Here is an 18,205-nt window from a genome sequence, read left to right on the forward strand (position 1 = left end):
CAAAGCGACCATCAGGCAGCCTGAACACAGCTTAAGGTCGCTTTCGACGCAATGTATGGACTCCTCCCTCCAGTGAGACACTAAGATTAGTGTCGACCAAACGCTAAAAAAAGAGGGATCCACACATGGCTGAAGTTAATGCTATTGGCGTCGATCTGGCAAAGAAAGTCATTCAGGTTTCTGTCGTATCGCCCTCAGGTAAAGAATTACAGAAAAAAGAACTATCTCGTACTAAATTCGCTGAATTTCTGATCAAACAGAAACTGTCTCTGGTTGCTTTCGCAGCTTGTGCCAGCTCACACTTCGGTCGAGATATGCTCAGGAGCATGGGCATCAGGCCAAAATCATTCCTGTTATTGCAGTTGCTCCTTTTCCCTAACCTTATAGCCTCCTTAAGGTGAACTAAGCTTATTGGTGGCACAGCCATTACTGGTATCAATCACGATAAACGTACAAGGGGGCCGGCCATGTCAGATAACAGCATCACCATTTGTGACAACCGCAACGGAAAAACACTCAAACTTGCAATTCAGCAGGGCACTGAAGGGCCACCTGTCGTTGATATTCGCAGCCTCTACAGCGAGCTTGGTCTGTTCACCCTCGATCCCGGTTTTAAGGCAACAGCCTCCTGTACCAGCAACATTACCTTCATCGACGGTGAAAAAGGCATCTTACTCTACCGCGGCTATCCAATTGAGCAATTAGCTGCGAAGAGCACTTTTACCGAAACAGCCTACCTATTGATGAAAGGAGAGCTACCCAGCAAGCAACAGCTGAACGATTTTAACGGCCTGATCAATAAACATACAATGGTTCATGAGCAGCTACTGAATTTCTATCATGGCTTTCGCCGGGATGCCCATCCGATGGCTATTATGGTAGGTGTTGTCGGTGCTCTTTCGGCCTTTTATCATGATTCGCTGGATATCCACAATCAGCAGCATCGCGAGATCTCGGCAATCCGCCTGTTAGCCAAGATTCCAACCATCGCTGCAGCTTGTTATAAGCATTCAGTCGGCCAGCCTTTTATCTATCCCGATAACAGTCTGGACTATTCAAGTAACTTGCTACGCATGCTATTTGGCGTACCCAGTGAAGACTATCAAGTCGATCCGGTAGTCGCTAAAGCACTGGATAAAATCCTCATTCTGCATGCTGATCATGAGCAAAACGCCTCTACTTCAACTGTTCGCCTGGCAGGCTCAACCGGAGCCAACCCCTTCGCGGCTATTTCCGCCGGTATTGGTGCTTTGTGGGGACCCTTGCATGGCGGTGCCAACGAAGCGGTGCTTAGTATGCTCGAAGAAATTGGCAGTGTTGACAAGGTACCCCAATTTATAAAAAGAGCCCGTGATCCTGAAGACTCTTTTCGCCTGATGGGGTTTGGTCACCGCGTATACCGCAGTCATGACCCACGCGCGACGGTACTGCGCAAGGAAGCTCAGAAAGTACTTGATGCTATGGACAAGCACGATGATCCACGCTTCAAGCTAGCTATGGAACTGGAACGTATAGCGCTGGAAGATGACTACTTCATCAAGCGCAAACTATACCCAAACGTAGACTTCTATTCCGGTATTATCGAAAGCGCCATGGGCATCCCAACCAATATGTTTACGGTGATGTTCGCCCTGGCCCGCTGTGTCGGCTGGATAACCCAGTGGAAGGAGATGATCGTCGATCCTGATCAGGTGATCGGTCGTCCAAGACAGCTTTATAAAGGTCTGGCCAGAAGAGAATATAAGCCTATGTCAAAGCGTTAACAACGCTGCAGAAAAAACGGCGGACGTAAAAGCTGATTCGAATGTTTCAGGCTTCAGGATTCAGGCTTTGAACTTTCCATAACAGGACAGTTTTGATCATCAGGCCGTTTTTGTTGGTGATATTTAACCGTGCTTTTTTATAAGGGTTTCTTTAATTAGTCATTTTAAGGCGGAATGCCACGCGGGATGAAGCAGTATGTTTCAGCTGCCAAAATCAGTCCGGACTGAATGGTTTATCAGCACTAAGCTAGGATAAGAGTACGACAAAAAACGTTAGCAGGAGGTATCAAAATGTCTGTTAATGTTGATATGAATCTGCGTCCGGATTACGACCAGGTCATTCAGGACATCGCTGACTACGTACTGGATTACCAAATTGAAAGTTCAGAAGCACTGGATACAGCGCGTAACTGCCTGATGGATACACTGGGTTGTGGCCTGCTGGCACTGAGATTTCCAGAGTGTACTAAACATCTGGGGCCGATAGCTGAAGGTACTGTGGTACCAAACGGGGCCCGTGTTCCTGGTACCCGGTTCCGGCTGGATCCTGTTAAAGCTGCCTGGGATATCGGCTGTATCATCCGCTGGCTGGATTATAACGACACCTGGCTGGCAGCGGAGTGGGGGCATCCTTCGGATAACCTTGGGGGGGTTCTTGCGGTCGCAGATTACATCTCTCAGGTGAGTATTTCTAAAGGTTATGAGCCGCTAACTATGCGTGAAGTGCTGGAATGCATGATCATGGCACATGAAATTCAGGGTGTTATTGCACTTGAGAACTCTTTTAACCGGGTGGGGTTGTGCCACGTCCTGCTGGTGCGGGTAGCCTCTACTGCAGTTGTTACTATGCTGATGGGTGGTTCCCGTGAAGAGATCATGGCTGCTGTTTCTCAGGCCTGGGTTGATGGTTCCTCTCTTCGAACCTATCGGCATGCGCCGAATGCCGGCTCACGCAAATCCTGGGCAGCAGGCGATGCAACTTCCCGCGCTGTTCGTCTGGCTGATATGGCGATGCGCGGAGAGATGGGTGTTCCGGGTGTCCTGACTGCCAGGCAGTGGGGCTTTTATGATGTTTGCTTCAGCAAGACCAACGCTGATCAGCAGATTAAACCGGCCGATAAACGAGAATTCAGCTTCCCTCAGTCGTACGGGACTTACGTGATGGAGAATGTGCTGTTCAAGATATCATTTCCTGCTGAGTTCCATGCACAGACTGCTGCTGAAGCCGCTGTTATCCTGCATCCGCAGGTTAAAGACCGTCTTAACGACATCGATAGAATAGTTATCCGAACCCACGATTCCGCCATACGTATCATATCCAAGGAGGGGGCTCTTGCTAACGCCGCTGACCGCGACCATTGTCTCCAGTATATGACTGCGGTACCGCTGATCTTCGGTAGTCTGGTTGCTGAACAGTATGAGGACAGCTTCCATGTGGCTAACCCGCTGATTGACGAGCTGCGCGATAAGATGGAAGTTGTTGAAGTACAGCAGTACTGTGATGATTACTACAATCCATCGAAACGTTCTATAGCTAACGCGATTCAGGTTTTCTTAAAAGACGGAACCTCAACAAAAAACGTCGCTGTTGAATACCCGATAGGTCATCGTCGCCGTCGTGCTGAGGGAATTCCGCTGCTGGAGAAGAAGTTTAAGGCAAACCTGGCAACCCGTTTCCCGCCTGCCCGCTGTACTGAGATTTTCGAGCTGTGCAAAGACCAGGCGTTGCTGGAAGCAACGCCGGTGAATGAATTTATGGATATGTTTGTGATCTGATTTGTATTCCTCAGCTAGTTTTGAGCACTCATAAGTGCTTATGGGGCCTTTTTGCTCCTGGTTTGTCTGTATGCTGATATTACCCAACTCGACATCTGTCGATTCGCTAATCAACCGATCTGTTGCTAGAAGTTAATGAAGGGGACTGGATTCGGGAATAGAAATGGAGTCATCTGCAGAGTTTCTACTCACCATTGGCGGAATACTGATGTTGGGTCTGCTGACGTCGACGCTGGCGCAGCGTACTTTTCTGCCCCGGGTGACCTTTCTGCTTATTTTTGGCGCCATAATCGGGCCCGAGGCCCTTAATTTAATACCGCAGCTTTTCTCCGACCGGTTTGAAATAATTACCGATATGACATTGCTGATGGTGGGGTTTCTGCTGGGCGGGAAGCTGACCCGGGATTCACTCAGGGAGTCGGCCGGAGATGTTTTCTGGATCTCGTTATGCGCAGCATTATTGACCGCAGTGCTGGTTTGTATTGCCCTCTTGCTGTTTGGCATCGCGGTGGAGATCGCGGTGCTGCTTGGCTGCATTGCCGCTGCCACAGCGCCGGCGCCTATTCTGGATGTCATTGAGGAGAGTGGTACAAAAGGGCGTTTCAGTACCTTGTTGCTTTCTGTTGTTGCGATAGATGATGTCTGGGCGCTGGTGTTGTTTGGTTTTGGTATGGCGCTGGTCAGCTCTTTAAATGGCGCCGCCGCAGAGAGTTCCTATCTGGCTATAGTCGGTCGCGAAATTATTGGTGCAGTTTTATTAGGGCTGATAATCGGTGTGCCTGCAGCGTATCTGACCGGGAGAGTAAAGCCGGGTCAACCGATCCTGATCGAGGCATTGGCATTGGTCTTCATCTGCGGCGGACTCGCGATATGGCTGCAGGTTTCGTATCTCATTGCCACGATGGTGATGGGAGCTTTGATTGCCAATCTGGCGCGCCACCATGATTACCCATTCCATGCTATTGAAGGGATTGAATCACCATTTATGGTGATCTTTTTTGTCTTGGCTGGGGCTTCACTGGAATTTTCAGCGCTGAGCTCTATTGGGGGGATAGTTATTATTTTCCTGATAAGCCGTAGTCTGGGGAAGATTGTCGGTGCGAATATCGGTGCCCGACTGAGCGGGGCTGATTCAGTAACCCGGCAATGGATCGGTCTGGCGCTGTTGCCTCAGGCTGGTGTTGCCATAGGTATGGCGCTGGTTGCTGCCCACCAGTTTCCTGAATATCGGCAATTAATACTGCCACTGATTATCAGTGCGACTATTCTGTTTGAGATTGTAGGGCCGGTGTTTACCCGTTTATCGCTCAATAAAGCTGATAATCCGGGGCGTTGATCCTGTATTAGCTTGTTAGTATCCGGCAGTCGGGGTAAATTCAGCTAGCGCATTTTTCTGTACGCGAGTCCCTTGCAGATATTGTAATTAGGGGCTGAATTAAGCTGATTTAAGAGAGCAGATGAAAGATTCAAAAGTAATAATCGGGCTTACTAATCCTAAAAGTCCATCCAATATTGGTTCAGTAATGCGAGCGGCCGGTTGTTACCGGGCTGACGCTGTTTACTATACCGGCGAGCGTTACGCCCGGGCGGCAAAATTTCACACGGATACCAAAGACAGATCCCGTGATATCCCACTTACCGGTGCTGACTGCCTGCTACAGCAGGTACCTGAAGGTGCAAAGATTATCTGCGTTGATCTTGTGGAAGGTGCGATACCTTTACCGGAGTTTAAGCATCCTGATCACGCCTTTTATATCTTTGGTCCGGAAGATGGCACCATCAGTCAGCAGGTTATCGACCGCGCTGATGCTGTGGTTTATGTGCCTACCGTTGGTTGCATGAACCTGGCAGCTTCGGTCAATGTTGTGCTTTATGACCGGTTGGCAAAGTCGGTCAGCACAATTTCCGGTGATGATCTGATTCGACAAAGCCGGGATATCAATAATCGGGTGGTTGTAAAAAAGGAAGTTGAAGAAAACTCTTAGATGGATCGATGTTTGTTCATAGTGATACTTACCTATACTGGTTGCACTGGTAAACCGTTTTAAGGAGGTATCATGAAACTGAAGCAGTTAGTTCCAATGTTGAATGTGTCTGACATTCAGGCAAGTCTTAGATTTTATTGTGATGCTTTAGGCTTCGAGATGATCAGCCCGGAGGACGCGCTGGAGGAATGGCACTGGTGTCTGATCCGGCAGGGTCATGTCGAGCTGATGTTGTCGCAGACCGGGGCGGGACCTCGCCTTGATGTGGGAGTGAATCCCCATAGAGATGCCAACTGGCCAGCAATTTTTTATTTTTATCCGGACGATGTAGTGGCGCTGTATCAGTCATTGCAAGACGCGGATTATCAGGTGAGTACGCTCGAAGTTACCTTTTACGGCATGAATGAGTTCAGCATGCAGGATCCGGATGGCCATCTGTTAAGTTTTGGTCAGGAGCAATAGTGCTGCGAAAGCTGTTGTTTAAGTAGTAATTTATAGTCCGTTAATCGGCCTTAATATACGGTTCCCAGGGAGTGAGTTATGTCAGCATCGAATCAGTTAACGACGGGTTGCCTTTGCGGCGCTGTTTCCGTCGTGGTAAATAGCACCGTTCGAAGTGTTGGGGCTTGTCACTGTAGTATGTGCAGAAAGTGGGGCGGCGGGCCTCTGCTGGCGATAGATTGCGGTACAGACGTCGTGCTGACTCCGATTGACGGAGTCACTGTTTATGATTCGTCGGAATGGGCTGAGCGGGGCTTCTGTGCTAACTGCGGTACGCACCTGTTTTATCGTCTGAAGCAGAGCCAGCAATATATTATGCCGGTGGGGTTATTTAATATTGAGGGCCTGGTATTCGATCACCAGGTTTTTATCGATGAGAAACCCGAATATTATCGCTTTGCCAATGAAACTAAAAATATGACCGGTGCAGAGGTGTTTGCAGCCTTTTCTTAGCCGATTTCTTAGCAGTTTTGACCGGCTTTATTCTGCCTGTCTCCCTGTTTCATACAAAAAACGGCCAGTGCAACGACAATAAAAAGTACCAGTGGTAGAAAGATCAAATTAAATGCCATCAACAGTGGGGTCAGCTGCGCCATTAATGAGCCGATAAGAAGCTGAAAGAACCCCAGCATACCGGTGGCAGTGGCGACAGCGCCTGTTGTCGAGTTGATTGCTGCTGCCTGGGCGCTGGGTTGACTGAGGCCCCGGCCAAATGTAAAGAAAGCCATCGGTAGAAACAGGCCTGTATAACTGACGGAATCTGACAGGAACATTCCCAGCATAAGTAGTGAGCCACTGCCGGAGAGAATATAACCCAGTACCATCATGCGGCTGGTTCCGAATTTGGATGATACTTTACCGGCTGTTAAGCTACCGAGCCAGAAACCACCCGCTACCAGCAGGAACCAGTTACCATAATCGGCAGAATCGCCCTGCAGGTATTCAGTCACCACAAAGGGAACGCTTGAAATAAAGCTAAAGAAGCCACAGGCGATCATCGTACTGGAGAGGGCATACCAGATGTAACTGGGTGATGAGAGTACGGTATTAAAGCGGCTGAAACTTTGCAGAAAACCTTGGCTATCCTTAGGTTTTTCGGCTGTTTCAGGCAGGCGAAACAGAGCACCTATCCATACTCCGGTACCCAGTACCATGGATAACCAGAATACTCCCTGCCAGCCTACAGTCAGATTCAGATATCCCCCGAGAGTAGGGGCCAGTGCCTGCGCGGTGGCAATGCCTAAAGTGATATAACCCAGCATACCGGCGGCCTGGTCTTTACCGTGTTGATCAAGAACAATACTGCGCGCCAGCAGCATACCGGTACAGCCTCCGGCTGCCTGCAGTATCCGCGCCAGTAACAGTTGCCAGACTTCAACCGCCATCGCCCCCAGTAAGCAACCGGCAATGTGCAGCATAATTCCCCAGAGCAATACCGGGCGGCGACCGTAACGATCGGCCAATGGGCCACTAATAAGCTGGCCAATCGCCAGTGTAAGTAAGTAGAGAGTAAATCCCAGCTGAATGGTGAATGGGCTGGTATTAAATTTAACGGCCAGCTCCGGCATGATCGGCGCAAATATATTCAGAGCCACGGGACTGGCCACGGCCATTGCGGCCAGTAGTGGCACCGGAGTTGTTGTGGATCTGATATCTGTAGTCGCTGGCTTCATCACTGTCCTATTTGGCAACAGTTGTCTGCTGCGCACTGATACCTGAGAATGGCCGGTCAGTATCTGGTTAGGCCAAACTTATCCCTGCGAACATAGCCTAACTCGTCACGATCAGGGTCGCTATCCCTAAACCGGTATAGCGGGTAGTCAGACGAGGCAACCTGGTACAGATTTACAGCCAAGCTTTAGATTAACTGTAAGCTGCTGAGCGCGTTTTGCGCGCATTGCATATCCTGCTGCTCAGAAGCGCCTGAAACACCAATAGCACCAACCAGCTGGCTTTCCGATAGTATCGGTAGCCCGCCGCCAAACATCGCCATATCGGTTTGTTGGGAAAGGCTGTTTAGCAGATAGGGTTGATCCTTCAAGCGTTGCGGCCACTGATCCGTAGGAAAACCGAAACTTACTGCGGTCCAGGCTTTTCTGCGGGCGATCTCGGTGGAAGCAAGCGGGGCTTCATTATGGCGCTGCATCGCGAGTGGGTTACCATGCCGGTCAAGTACCCAGACACAGATAGACAGGTTTTGTTCGGCAGCATAGTTGCAGGCTGCAAGACACAAAGTGCTGGCGGTCTGCCAGTCTAGATTGAGTTGTTTGATCATAATAAAAGAGAAGCCCCTTACGGGGCTTCTTATCAGAGAGGATTAATCAGAGGCTAAACACAACGTTAACCTGACCCGTACCAGAGCTTGGGAAGTACTCGCCGATTATTTCGCCTTTGCCTTCGTACTTGTCCCAGCCTAAAGCGCCGAACAACATTGCTGTATCATGCATACCGCCTTCGCCAGAGCAGTGATCAGAGTAATCAGGCAGCATCTTCAGGAAGGTGCCGATTTCGCCCTGTTGCCACAGGTCCAGTACCCGCAGGTCAACCTGACGGTTGAATTCACGGGAGATAGTGAAAGTACCGTTGTTCGCTTCATAGTCATCGTTGTCCCAGATTCGGTGAGACAGGGAGCCCGACGCCAGCAGCATTACGTTACTGTCACTGGCTTCGATCGCTTCACGGATCGCCTCGCCAAGAATGCGAGAGGATTCCAGACTGTGTACGGTGCACCAGCCAGCGACGGATACTACTTTCAGGTCTGATTCTGGGTTCATATACCGCATCGGTACCAGGGTGCCGTACTCGAGATCCAGAGAATCCAGCTGGTGGGACAGTGTGTAAACGCCTTTTTCAGTCGCTTTCTCGGCAATCAGGTCACCCAGTTCAGGGTTACCGTTATACTCATATTCCATGTTCTGGATAAAGTGTGGGAATTCGTGACTGGTATAGTTGCCCTTAAAATGACCATTGGAGTTAACATGGTAGCCATTGTTAACCAGCCAGTGGGTATCCAGTACAACCACAGTATCTGCACCAGCTTCGCGAGCACGACGGGCGATCTCTTTGTGGCCATCGATTGCTTGCTGACGGCTGCCTTCGAGGCGGCCCGGTTGCTCAGACAGTAGCATGGTTGGTACGTGCGTGATTTTCGCAGCCAGTACGATTTTTCCCATTGTGGAACCTCATCTATATTATTTTAGTATATGCCATTGGGCTGGCGGCTAGTCCGTTACCTTCAGGCTTTGTCAGCAGCAAGCTGTATACTTAACATATTAATTATGACTGAAACATTATTTAACATGTTATCTAATGTCAAGGGGTTTTTCTTTTCAGGCCAGTTATAGCATTAAACAAAGTAAAGGATTTAACCCCGCAAATATTGGCATCAAGAGGGCATCAGGGGGTCAGTGCAGACAGCTCTTTGAGTAGTTCAGAAAGCTTTTTCAACTTTTCTGCACTGAAGTGTTTGATGAAATCATCATAACGGGCATCAACCTCATGATTGATCCGTGCGAACAGATCATGCGACTGATCGGTGAGGGTAAGCAGAGTGCGGCGCTGATCTTCTTCGGACTTGCGGCGCTTAATATAGCCTTGCTGTTCCAGCCGCTTGACTATCCCGGTCAGGCTCGGGCTGAGGATGCAGCAGTTCTTGGCCAGCTGTTTGAATTCAAGTTCCCCGTAGGCTGAAAGAGCTCGAAGAACTCGCCATTGCTGCTCGGTAATGTTGTTTTCCTGGAGTAACGGACGGAAAAACAGCATTGAGGCTTCACGGGCTTTAAGTAGCTGAAGGGGAAGGGAATCTTCGAATTCGCGCATTATAAATTTCTCTGTTTCGATGAGCCAATTGTTACGACTCAGGAGAATATATGCAAGTGAAAAGAGTCTTTTGGATGCATGCTATATAAAGCTGTAACTAGATTCAGTGTCTTCGTTGGGGCTTTATAACAAGAGAAATACGAATAACTTGTTCGCAACTTCATGGGAAGGCGGAGGAAGTTCGGAGGTGAATTCAGGGTTTCGTTTGGCTGTCATTCCCTGTACGTAAGGCTGTTAATGTAAAGAAGGATGAAATAAAAGCTGGAAACTCATTAATATATTAAGTATATTGTGATTAACATGTTACTTATGTTGCGTTCATTGGTAATTTACATGCTTTGAAATGGCAAGCTTTTCCGGCCAGCCGAAGTTATAAACGAGGATATTTATGTTAACTCCGGAACAGATACAATCCGCATCAGACCGTCTGTACAAGGCGGAAAAAGAACGTAAGCAGATTCCAGCGCTCACCCTTGAGCATAGTGAAATGACGATGGATGATGCCTATAAGATCCAGAAGAGTTGGGTTGATCGTAAGATTGCTGAAGGTGCTTCAGTGCGTGGTTATAAGATCGGTCTGACGTCTCGCGCGATGCAGATGGCGGTAAATATCGATCAGCCAGATTACGGTGTGCTGCTGGATGATATGTTCTTTGCCGATGGCGCCGAAATCAATGTTTCTGATTTTCTGGATCCACGTATCGAAGTTGAACTGGCGTTTGTTCTGAAAGATCGTCTGGAAGGTGAAAACATCACTATCTTTGACGTACTGAATGCTACTGACTACGTTATTCCTTCACTTGAACTGATTGCGGCGCGTTGTCACCGTACCGATCCTGAAACCGGTTACCAACGTAAAGTGCTGGATACTATCTCTGATAACGCAGCTAACGCCGGTATTATCCTGGGTGGTCGCCCGATTAAACCGATGGAAATGGATCTGCGTTGGGCGGGTGCTTTGTTGTACCTTAACGGTCAGATCGAAGAAACCGGTGTTGCGGCTGGCGTACTGGGTCATCCGGCCAACGGCATCTGCTGGGTATGCAAGCGCTTTGCGCCACACGGTGTAGCGTTGGAGCCGGGTCAGGTGATTCTGGCAGGTTCATTTACCCGTCCTGTACCCGTTAAGGCCGGCGATACTGTGCATGCGGATTACGGCCCGCTGGGTGGTATCTCGGTTAAGTTTGTATAACGGAGATTCAGTTATGGAACTTCCAATTAATAAATTCAAGCAGGGCCTGAAAGGCGATCAGCCTTTATGGGGTCTGTGGTTGGGTCTGCCGGATTCAAGCTGTGCTGAGATTGTCGCTGGTGCCGGTTTTGACTGGTTACTGATCGATAGTGAGCACGCTCCGTTCGAACTGGACTCTACTATGCGCCATCTGCAGGCGATTGCCCCTTATGGTGTGCCTGCAATTGTGCGTCCTGAAGAAGGTCGCACCGCGCTGCTGAAACGTTTACTGGATATTGGTGCTCAGACAGTACTGGTACCTATGTGTGATACTGCGGCTCAGGCTGAAGAGCTGGTTAAGGCTGTTAAGTATCCACCGCAGGGAGTCCGTGGTCTGGGTAGCTCGCTGGCTCGTGCGGCGAACTGGAATCGAATTCCGGGTTATCTGCAGAAAGCCAATGATGAGATCTGTCTTATCGTTCAGGCTGAAACGGTTACTGCGATGGAAAACCTGGCAGAAATTGCCGCGGTTGACGGAGTTGATGCTGTATTTATCGGACCTTCAGATCTGTCAGCATCGATGGGGCATATCGGTAACCCGGATCATCCTGAAGTAGTTGCAGCGATAGAAAATGGCCTGCAGGTTATCAACGATGCAGGTAAGGCGGCAGGACTGCTCTGTATAAACCCGGCTAAAGCTCATAATTATGTTGCCAAAGGCGCTAAGTTTGTTGGCATCGGTGTGGATACGTTATTGCTGGGTAATGCAGCCAGGCAGTTGGCAGAAAGTTTTAAGGCTGGTGGCTCTTCATCACAAGAGGGTGCTGAGGCATCTCAGTCCAGCGGATATTAATTTTGGGGCGCTGTTAACCGGCGCTCAGAAGATTCTAGTTTAGTAGGTTTTGATATGACTAAAAATCCAATCGTTAAAGGTAAGCTGGTGTGTGTTGCGCTGAATGATTCAGAGCAGTTTAACGCTATGCAGGCTGAATTCAGTGAAGCACCTTATAAGAGTGCGCCAACTCAGCCAGTACTGTATTTCAAACCGCACAACACCTGGAGCACTGATGGTGCTGAAGTTGAGTGGGCTGTGACTGAAGGTCAGGCAGCACAAAGCATGGTTGTAGGTGCGTCTCTGGCTGTTGTATTTGGTCAGGAGTGCTGCCGTGTCAGCCAGGAAGAAGCGCTGAACTATGTGGATGGTTATACGCTGGTTCATGACTTCTCCCTGCCTGAAAAGAGCTATTACCGCCCGGATATCAAAGGTAAATGTCTTGATACCAGCGCCCCAGTCGGTGCTGCTGTTGTACCAGCTTCAGATGTTCAGGATCCTCAAGCGCTGACGGTTGTTACCCAGATTAATGGTGAGACTGTTAATGAAACGCCTGTATCTCAGATGGTGCGCGGTGTTGCTGAGCTGATCAGCACTATCTCTTACATCATGACCCTGCAGCCAGGTGATGTGATCGCTATCGGTTTCCCAGGCCAGCGCGCGCCAGTTAAGCAAGGCGACAAAGTAAGCTCTGCAATCGCAGGTACTGCTAGTACAGGGCTTTGTGAACTGAATAATCAGCTGGGTCAATAACAGGAGCATAATAGAATGAAACACGCACGCGTACTTTTTAATGGCTCCGAACTGGATGTTACCGTTGAAGACTCTTTTGCCGAGACGGGTCAGCTGAAGTCAAAAGCTGACGGTCAGCTGATCAATGAAGCCGATGTAACCTGGCTGAGCCCGATTAAAGAGCCGGGAACTATTTTTGCGCTGGGTCTGAACTATGCAGATCACGCTCGAGAGCTGGCATTTGAGCCACCAAAAGAGCCGCTGGTATTCCTGAAGGGTTCTAACACTCTGACAGGTAACAAACAGAACGCTTACCGTCCGGATAACATTAAATTCCAGCATTACGAATGTGAGCTGGTTGCCGTAATCGGTAAAGAAGGTAAGAACATCTCCCGCGAAGATGCGATGGATTACATCGCCGGTTACACAGTTTGTAACGACTTTGCAATTCGTGATTATCTGGAAAATTACTACCGTCCTAACCTGAGGGTTAAGAGCCGGGATTCTCTGCTGCCTATCGGTCCATGGCTGATTGATAAGGAAGATGTAGGTGATATCTCTAACCTGAAAGTAACTACCCATGTAAATGGTGAGCTGACTCAGGACGGAACAACTGCCGATATCATTTTCGATGTGCCATTCCTGGTTGAATACCTGAGTAAGATCATGACCCTGAAGCCAGGCGATATGATTGCAACCGGTACGCCTGAAGGCCTGAAAGATATGCAACCTGGTGATACCGTAGTTTGCGAGATCGAAAAGATCGGTGCCCTGACAACCTATATCGTGTCTGAACAGCAGTTCTACGGCGATAAGTATTGAGGTGAATGAAGCTATGAGCGAACAACTGAAACAGAATATTGAAAAAGCCGAAGGCTACCTGGCACGTTTTAAGGAAAGTCCACTGGGACTTTTCATCAACGGTGAGTGGACGCAGGGTACAGAAGGTAACACTTTTGACAATACCTCACCGACTGATCAGGGTTACCTGGGTAAGGTTGTAGCAGCGACTGCTGAAGACGTTAATGCGGCTTGTGAAGCTGCGGCTGCGGCTGCCGCTGATTGGGCTGCAACGCCGGGTGCTGAGCGTAAAAAGATCCTGCACCGTCTTGGCGATGAGCTGGAAAAACGTGCTGAAGAGATCGCTATGGTCGAGTCTATGGACTGTGGTCAGCCACTGCGCTTTATGCGCCAGGCTGCGGTTCGCGGTGCTGCTAACTTCCGTTTCTTTGCTGATCAGGCGCCGGAAGCCCGTAACGGTCTGTCTTTGCATCAGGCAGAGCACACTAACTACACCGTGCGTAACCCAATCGGCCCGGTAGCTGTAATTACGCCGTGGAACACGCCGTTCATGCTGTCTACCTGGAAGATTGCGCCAGCCCTGGCAGCAGGTTGTACTGTAGTGCATAAGCCTGCTGAGTTGAGCCCGCTGACTGGAGCTATTCTGGCTGAGTGTGCTGAGGCTGCTGGTCTGCCAAAAGGTGTCTGGAACATGGTTAACGGTTTCGGTACCGTTGCTGGTAAGGCGCTGACTGAGCATCCTGCGATTAAAGCGGTAGCACTGGTTGGTGATTCTGCTACCGGTAAGCTGATTCAGGCTCAGACCGCTTCTACACTGAAGCGTTTGCACCTGGAGCTGGGTGGTAAAAACCCGGTTATCGTATTCGATGATGCCGACTTCGATCGTGCCCTGGATGCTGTTGTATTCATGATCTACAGCCTGAACGGTCAGCGTTGCACCAGCTCCAGCCGTCTGCTGGTACAGAGCGGTATCAAGGATAAGTTCCTGGCTGCCCTGAAAGAGCGTGTTGCTAACCTGAAGGTTGGTCACTCTCTGGATCCTGAAACTGAAGTAGGTCCTCTGGTACACACCGGTCACTACGACAAAGTTACCAGCTACTTTGACATTGCTAAGCAGGATGGTGCGACCATTGCTGTTGGTGGTAAGTCCCTGCGTGACGAAATGGGTCCGGGTAACTACGTGACTCCAACCCTGTTCGTAGAAGCTAAAAACCAGATGCGAATTGCTCAGGAAGAGATCTTTGGTCCGGTTCTGACTGCGATTGAGTTTGATACTGAAGAGCAGGCAGTTGAACTGGCTAATGACACTATCTACGGTCTGGCTGGGTATATCTGGACTAGCAACACCGGTCGTGCAATGCGTATGGCTGATAAAGTTGAAGCCGGTATGCTGTGGGTTAACTCCGAGAACAACCGTAACCTGCCTTCACCTTTTGGTGGTGTGAAGATGTCCGGTATCGGTCGTGACGGTGGTGACTGGAGTTTCGACTTCTACATGGAAACCAAGAACGTGTGTATCGCTCACGACTTGCACCGGGTTCCTGTACTGGGTCGCTAAAAAGATAGGTCGTAAACGGTTTTCGTTTGCGACCACCTTAACTAACTATTCGTTAGATTGATTCCGTGGCCGGGCAATATTTGTTCAGGCCACGGTTTTGTTTCTGTCGAAGCTAAAACATAGATAGAGGAGCTGTCGAATGCCACATTTTATTATGGAATATTCTGCGAATCTTGATGATGATCTGGATATTCCTGCACTGTTCGAAAAGCTCAATGAGACAGCGATCGGTACCGGTGTTTTTCCAATAGGAGGCATCCGTACCCGTGCTGTTCGTTGCGAGCATTTCCGTATCGGTGAGGGTGATCCTGAAAATACCTTTGTTCATCTTACAGCGAAAGTAGGCGCAGGGCGTGAACCTGAGGTGCTTAAGGCTGCTTCAGATAAGGTGTTTGAAGTGTTCACCGAATGCCTGAAGCCGATTTTTGATAAACGCTGGATGAGCATCGGCTTCGAGATGATCGAACTGCACCCGGAACGTAACTATCGGATGAACAATATCCATCAGAAACTGGCCGACAAATAATCTGATTTAGCAGCGCACTGATTGCCCTATTATTGGTGGGCTACTGAATTATCAGATCAATGCTACCAACGATCTTGAATTGCTATCTGCACGATAGTATTTGCCGCAGCAGGTTTACTTGTTGCGGCTTTTTTATATTCAGCGATCATGTCAGGCGTTGAATGCCGGTAAATTTGGCTATGAAGAGGGCTGTTTTGGAGGTCGTTTGCAACGAGGTGTTGCGGTGCTGAAAGCTGTATGTTTAAAGGATGGAGGATACATCGCTTTGCTAGAGTGGGTGTGCTGAGGACAGTCGGCGAGCAGTATGGTGGTAAGAGTCAAATAGTGTGAAATAAGAGAGGAGCCGCACTACCAAATAAAAGGGGGAGTAGTGCGGCGCCAGCTGAAAGAAGGGGTTACCCAAGCTTTTCAATCAGGGTCTTCAGGCTGTCTTTAAGTTGAGCGGACTGCTCAGAAGTGAGTTGGTTAAGCAGAGCTGTTTCTTCAGACTGTGCCAGTTTCTTCATCTGGGCTGCAACTTGAGCGCCTTTATCGGTCACACTCAGGGTGTTTTTGTCCTGGTATTCAACCAGCCCTTTATCAGTCATAAAGTCGGCAGTTTCGCGCAGGGCTGCTTCCGGTTGCATAACCATACCTACCAGGTCGCTGATCTTTATCGCCGGGCAGCTGATCATGCGTGCCAGGATGCGCCACTCTTCAGGTGTAACTCCGCATTCATGCATCAGTTTCGGATACAGGTCAGCGCTGAACAGTTGGTAAGATTCGCGCAACAGGTAAAGCAGGTAGTCACCGACAAAATCATCTTCATTGGCGGTACAAGGTGCAGATGACTTTACCATCTCTGGATGTTGAGCAGATACTGCATAGCTACCCCGGGCAAAAACCAGAGGCTCAGCATCATCGTTATAACGATAGTCCAGCACTTCACCAACAAGAATCAGATGGTCACCACCTTCGTATACTGCCCAGGTTTTGCATTCAAACTGTGCAGCATAATCATTAAGTACCGGAGCGTCGCCCAGGCCCGCTGTATATTCTGCGTTGGCGAACTTATCTTCGCCCCGGCTGGCAAAGTTGTTTGAGGTTGCAACCTGGTCGCGACTCAGAACGTTAACTGCAAAGTGCTCTGCATTCTCAAAAGCGCTCAGACTGTGCGCGCCTTTATCGATACTCCACAGCACCAGTGTCGGATCCATAGACACAGAGTTGAAGCTGCTGGCAGTTACACCAACAGGGTTACCCTCAGCATCCAGAGTTGTGATAACAGTTACACCAGTAGGAAACTGAGATAGCGCACGGCGGAAATCTTTAGGGTCAAATTCTGTCTGAGACATGGAGGTCACCTTTAATAATAGGGGTCGCTTTAATTATTATGCTGCTTGTCTGCGCTAAGCTACGCAAAACTTCATATGTTAACTAATTATAGGTTCACAGCAGTCAGTTAACATATATTTTTCATTGCTTTAATTGTACTTTTCATAGTTTGATGCATCTTATAAATCGCATATGAGCACACTGTGTGATGCTTATTTGTCTGATTTGTAAGGTTATTTTATTTTTTCCCGGTATTCGCTGGCAGTTACGCCTGCATTTCTGCGGAAGAATCGAGCAAAATATGCCGGATCTTTAAAGCCTAACTGATAACTGATCTCTGTGATCGGGGCCACAGAGTAGCTCAGCAACCGTCTTGCCTCCTGCATCAGTCGTTCCATAATCAGACGCTTTGATGGCAATCCGGCCAGGCGGCGACATATTTCATTCAAGCGAGCTTCGGTAACGCTGATCATCTCAGAGTACTGGGTCAGCGTCAGATGTTCCCGGAAATGAGTTTCAATTAATTCATTGAAGCGGTGAAATATACGGACATCTTCTTTACGGGTTTTCTGTTTAGGCTGCTTTTGATCAGATAAGCGGGCGATATCTATCAAAACTAATTGTAATAACGCTTTGAGCGCCAGAGTATGCTCCATACTGGTATGGTCATTTTCATCGGCCATTAGCGTCAATAAGTGCAGCATACGTTCGGCAGTTGAGTCCTTCTCTGGTGACAATGCCACACAGAGTGGGCTGTTAATAAAGCTTTTACTGGCCAGTCCGGTTGGAATCATCGCCCCCATCAATTCCCAGACCAGTTGCTGCCTTGCAGTAATCACGTGACCGGTTGCATTATTATCGGTAACAAAAGCGTGAGGAATTGTCGGTGGCGTCAGGAAAAACATTGGCCCTTTGACGGTGTAACTGGTTTCATCTAAATGAACCCGCACCGTACCATTAAGGATTACATGGACCTGATAGAACCGGTCGTGATGGTGCACCGGCATATTTCGGCCGAAAAAATCTGCCAGCTTCTCCAGATGCTCATAATGAATTTCTGCGTCTACATATTGTTGATCATAGGCATGACCAATATCTATATTAGGTATACCTTCAGAGTTGGCTGCACTGGACGTACCTTTAGTGGCACTTCTGGTCGGGCTTTGGCCAGGCGCAGTAGAACTATTACTCATATACAGCCTCACAGCTAAATAAGCTCAGATTATTCAGAATTGGATTAATTTTAGATATTTTTGTCATTTTATAAAGAAATATTCCACCCTTTGTGCAATTACACTGAAGCTCTTAATGCGACAAGAAACATATAGTTCATTAATATCAATTAGTTATGTGGTTTTTGTTTTTAAAAAGTAGCCTGATATCCTTATTTTTATTCATATGTTAACTATCAAAAGTACAAGCAAGCC

At 48.7% G+C, this 18,205-nt stretch carries 18 protein-coding genes and 1 pseudogene; 13 read left to right on the forward strand and 6 right to left on the reverse strand.

Going from position 1 to position 18,205, the window contains the following annotated elements:
* Window positions 1–125: 125 nt before the first annotated feature.
* The 7 genes and pseudogenes from ACQUQM_RS05780 to ACQUQM_RS05810 all read left to right on the forward strand — a co-directional run.
* Window positions 126–373, forward strand: a pseudogene (locus ACQUQM_RS05780) (IS110 family transposase); the annotation flags it as partial.
* 94 nt (window positions 374–467) lie between these two features.
* Complete coding sequence (gltA, locus tag ACQUQM_RS05785; protein WP_432473537.1) at window positions 468–1,763, forward strand: citrate synthase; 1,296 nt, start codon at window positions 468–470, stop codon at window positions 1,761–1,763.
* A 291-nt stretch (window positions 1,764–2,054) separates the two neighbouring features.
* A complete protein-coding gene (locus ACQUQM_RS05790) occupies window positions 2,055–3,539 on the forward strand; it encodes a bifunctional 2-methylcitrate dehydratase/aconitate hydratase (protein WP_432473538.1) in 1,485 nt (494 codons plus the stop codon).
* A 163-nt stretch (window positions 3,540–3,702) separates the two neighbouring features.
* Window positions 3,703–4,875 carry a cation:proton antiporter gene (locus ACQUQM_RS05795; RefSeq protein WP_432473539.1) on the forward strand — a complete coding sequence of 391 codons (1,173 nt, stop codon included), beginning with the start codon at window positions 3,703–3,705 and terminating at the stop codon, window positions 4,873–4,875.
* A 121-nt stretch (window positions 4,876–4,996) separates the two neighbouring features.
* Window positions 4,997–5,524 carry an RNA methyltransferase gene (locus ACQUQM_RS05800; RefSeq protein ID WP_432473540.1) on the forward strand — a complete coding sequence of 176 codons (528 nt, stop codon included), beginning with the start codon at window positions 4,997–4,999 and terminating at the stop codon, window positions 5,522–5,524.
* 72 nt (window positions 5,525–5,596) lie between these two features.
* Window positions 5,597–5,986 (forward strand): bleomycin resistance protein, encoded by a 390-nt coding sequence (locus tag ACQUQM_RS05805; protein ID WP_432473541.1) that lies wholly within the window; start codon window positions 5,597–5,599, stop codon window positions 5,984–5,986.
* A gap of 78 nt (window positions 5,987–6,064) precedes the next feature.
* Window positions 6,065–6,478, forward strand: a complete 414-nt coding sequence (locus ACQUQM_RS05810) for a GFA family protein (protein WP_432473542.1) — start codon at window positions 6,065–6,067, stop codon at window positions 6,476–6,478.
* Window positions 6,479–6,486: 8 nt separating this feature from the next.
* Here ACQUQM_RS05810 and ACQUQM_RS05815 read toward each other — a convergent pair whose 3' ends face one another.
* From ACQUQM_RS05815 to hpaR, 4 genes are all read right to left on the reverse strand, one after another.
* The gene (locus ACQUQM_RS05815) at window positions 6,487–7,698 is read right to left on the reverse strand and encodes a multidrug effflux MFS transporter (protein WP_432473543.1); all 1,212 of its coding nucleotides are present in this window, start codon (window positions 7,696–7,698) and stop codon (window positions 6,487–6,489) included.
* Between the two features lie 185 nt (window positions 7,699–7,883).
* Complete coding sequence (locus ACQUQM_RS05820) at window positions 7,884–8,300, reverse strand: GlcG/HbpS family heme-binding protein (protein WP_432473544.1); 417 nt, start codon at window positions 8,298–8,300, stop codon at window positions 7,884–7,886.
* 46 nt (window positions 8,301–8,346) lie between these two features.
* Window positions 8,347–9,198, reverse strand: a complete 852-nt coding sequence (gene hpaD / locus ACQUQM_RS05825) for a 3,4-dihydroxyphenylacetate 2,3-dioxygenase (RefSeq protein WP_432473545.1) — start codon at window positions 9,196–9,198, stop codon at window positions 8,347–8,349.
* Between the two features lie 223 nt (window positions 9,199–9,421).
* Window positions 9,422–9,844, reverse strand: coding sequence for a homoprotocatechuate degradation operon regulator HpaR (hpaR, locus tag ACQUQM_RS05830; protein WP_432473546.1), 423 nt, complete (start codon window positions 9,842–9,844; stop codon window positions 9,422–9,424).
* Between the two features lie 388 nt (window positions 9,845–10,232).
* Between hpaR and hpaH the strand changes: the two genes are divergently transcribed.
* The 6 genes from hpaH to ACQUQM_RS05860 all read left to right on the forward strand — a co-directional run bounded on the left by hpaH (window position 10,233) and on the right by ACQUQM_RS05860 (window position 15,464).
* Window positions 10,233–11,036, forward strand: coding sequence for a 2-oxo-hept-4-ene-1,7-dioate hydratase (gene hpaH, locus ACQUQM_RS05835; RefSeq protein ID WP_432473547.1), 804 nt, complete (start codon window positions 10,233–10,235; stop codon window positions 11,034–11,036).
* 13 nt (window positions 11,037–11,049) lie between these two features.
* On the forward strand, window positions 11,050–11,868 hold the full coding sequence (gene hpaI, locus ACQUQM_RS05840; RefSeq protein WP_432473548.1) for a 4-hydroxy-2-oxoheptanedioate aldolase: 819 nt from the start codon (window positions 11,050–11,052) through the stop codon (window positions 11,866–11,868).
* A gap of 54 nt (window positions 11,869–11,922) precedes the next feature.
* The gene (locus ACQUQM_RS05845) at window positions 11,923–12,600 is read left to right on the forward strand and encodes a fumarylacetoacetate hydrolase family protein (protein ID WP_432473549.1); all 678 of its coding nucleotides are present in this window, start codon (window positions 11,923–11,925) and stop codon (window positions 12,598–12,600) included.
* 15 nt (window positions 12,601–12,615) lie between these two features.
* Complete coding sequence (locus ACQUQM_RS05850) at window positions 12,616–13,401, forward strand: fumarylacetoacetate hydrolase family protein (RefSeq protein WP_432473550.1); 786 nt, start codon at window positions 12,616–12,618, stop codon at window positions 13,399–13,401.
* Window positions 13,402–13,414: 13 nt separating this feature from the next.
* Complete coding sequence (hpaE, locus tag ACQUQM_RS05855) at window positions 13,415–14,938, forward strand: 5-carboxymethyl-2-hydroxymuconate semialdehyde dehydrogenase (RefSeq protein ID WP_432473551.1); 1,524 nt, start codon at window positions 13,415–13,417, stop codon at window positions 14,936–14,938.
* A 139-nt stretch (window positions 14,939–15,077) separates the two neighbouring features.
* Window positions 15,078–15,464 (forward strand): 5-carboxymethyl-2-hydroxymuconate Delta-isomerase, encoded by a 387-nt coding sequence (locus ACQUQM_RS05860; RefSeq protein WP_432473552.1) that lies wholly within the window; start codon window positions 15,078–15,080, stop codon window positions 15,462–15,464.
* Between the two features lie 395 nt (window positions 15,465–15,859).
* Here the strand turns inward: ACQUQM_RS05860 and ACQUQM_RS05865 are convergent, their stop codons facing one another.
* Both ACQUQM_RS05865 and hpaA read right to left on the reverse strand, forming a co-directional pair.
* On the reverse strand, window positions 15,860–16,798 hold the full coding sequence (locus tag ACQUQM_RS05865) for a flavin reductase (RefSeq protein WP_432473553.1): 939 nt from the start codon (window positions 16,796–16,798) through the stop codon (window positions 15,860–15,862).
* 213 nt (window positions 16,799–17,011) lie between these two features.
* Window positions 17,012–17,971 (reverse strand): 4-hydroxyphenylacetate catabolism regulatory protein HpaA, encoded by a 960-nt coding sequence (gene hpaA, locus ACQUQM_RS05870; RefSeq protein ID WP_432473554.1) that lies wholly within the window; start codon window positions 17,969–17,971, stop codon window positions 17,012–17,014.
* Window positions 17,972–18,205: the final 234 nt, after the last annotated feature.

It is taken from the genome of Amphritea sp. HPY (genome assembly GCF_050870985.1).
GTDB lineage: Bacteria > Pseudomonadota > Gammaproteobacteria > Pseudomonadales > Balneatricaceae > Amphritea.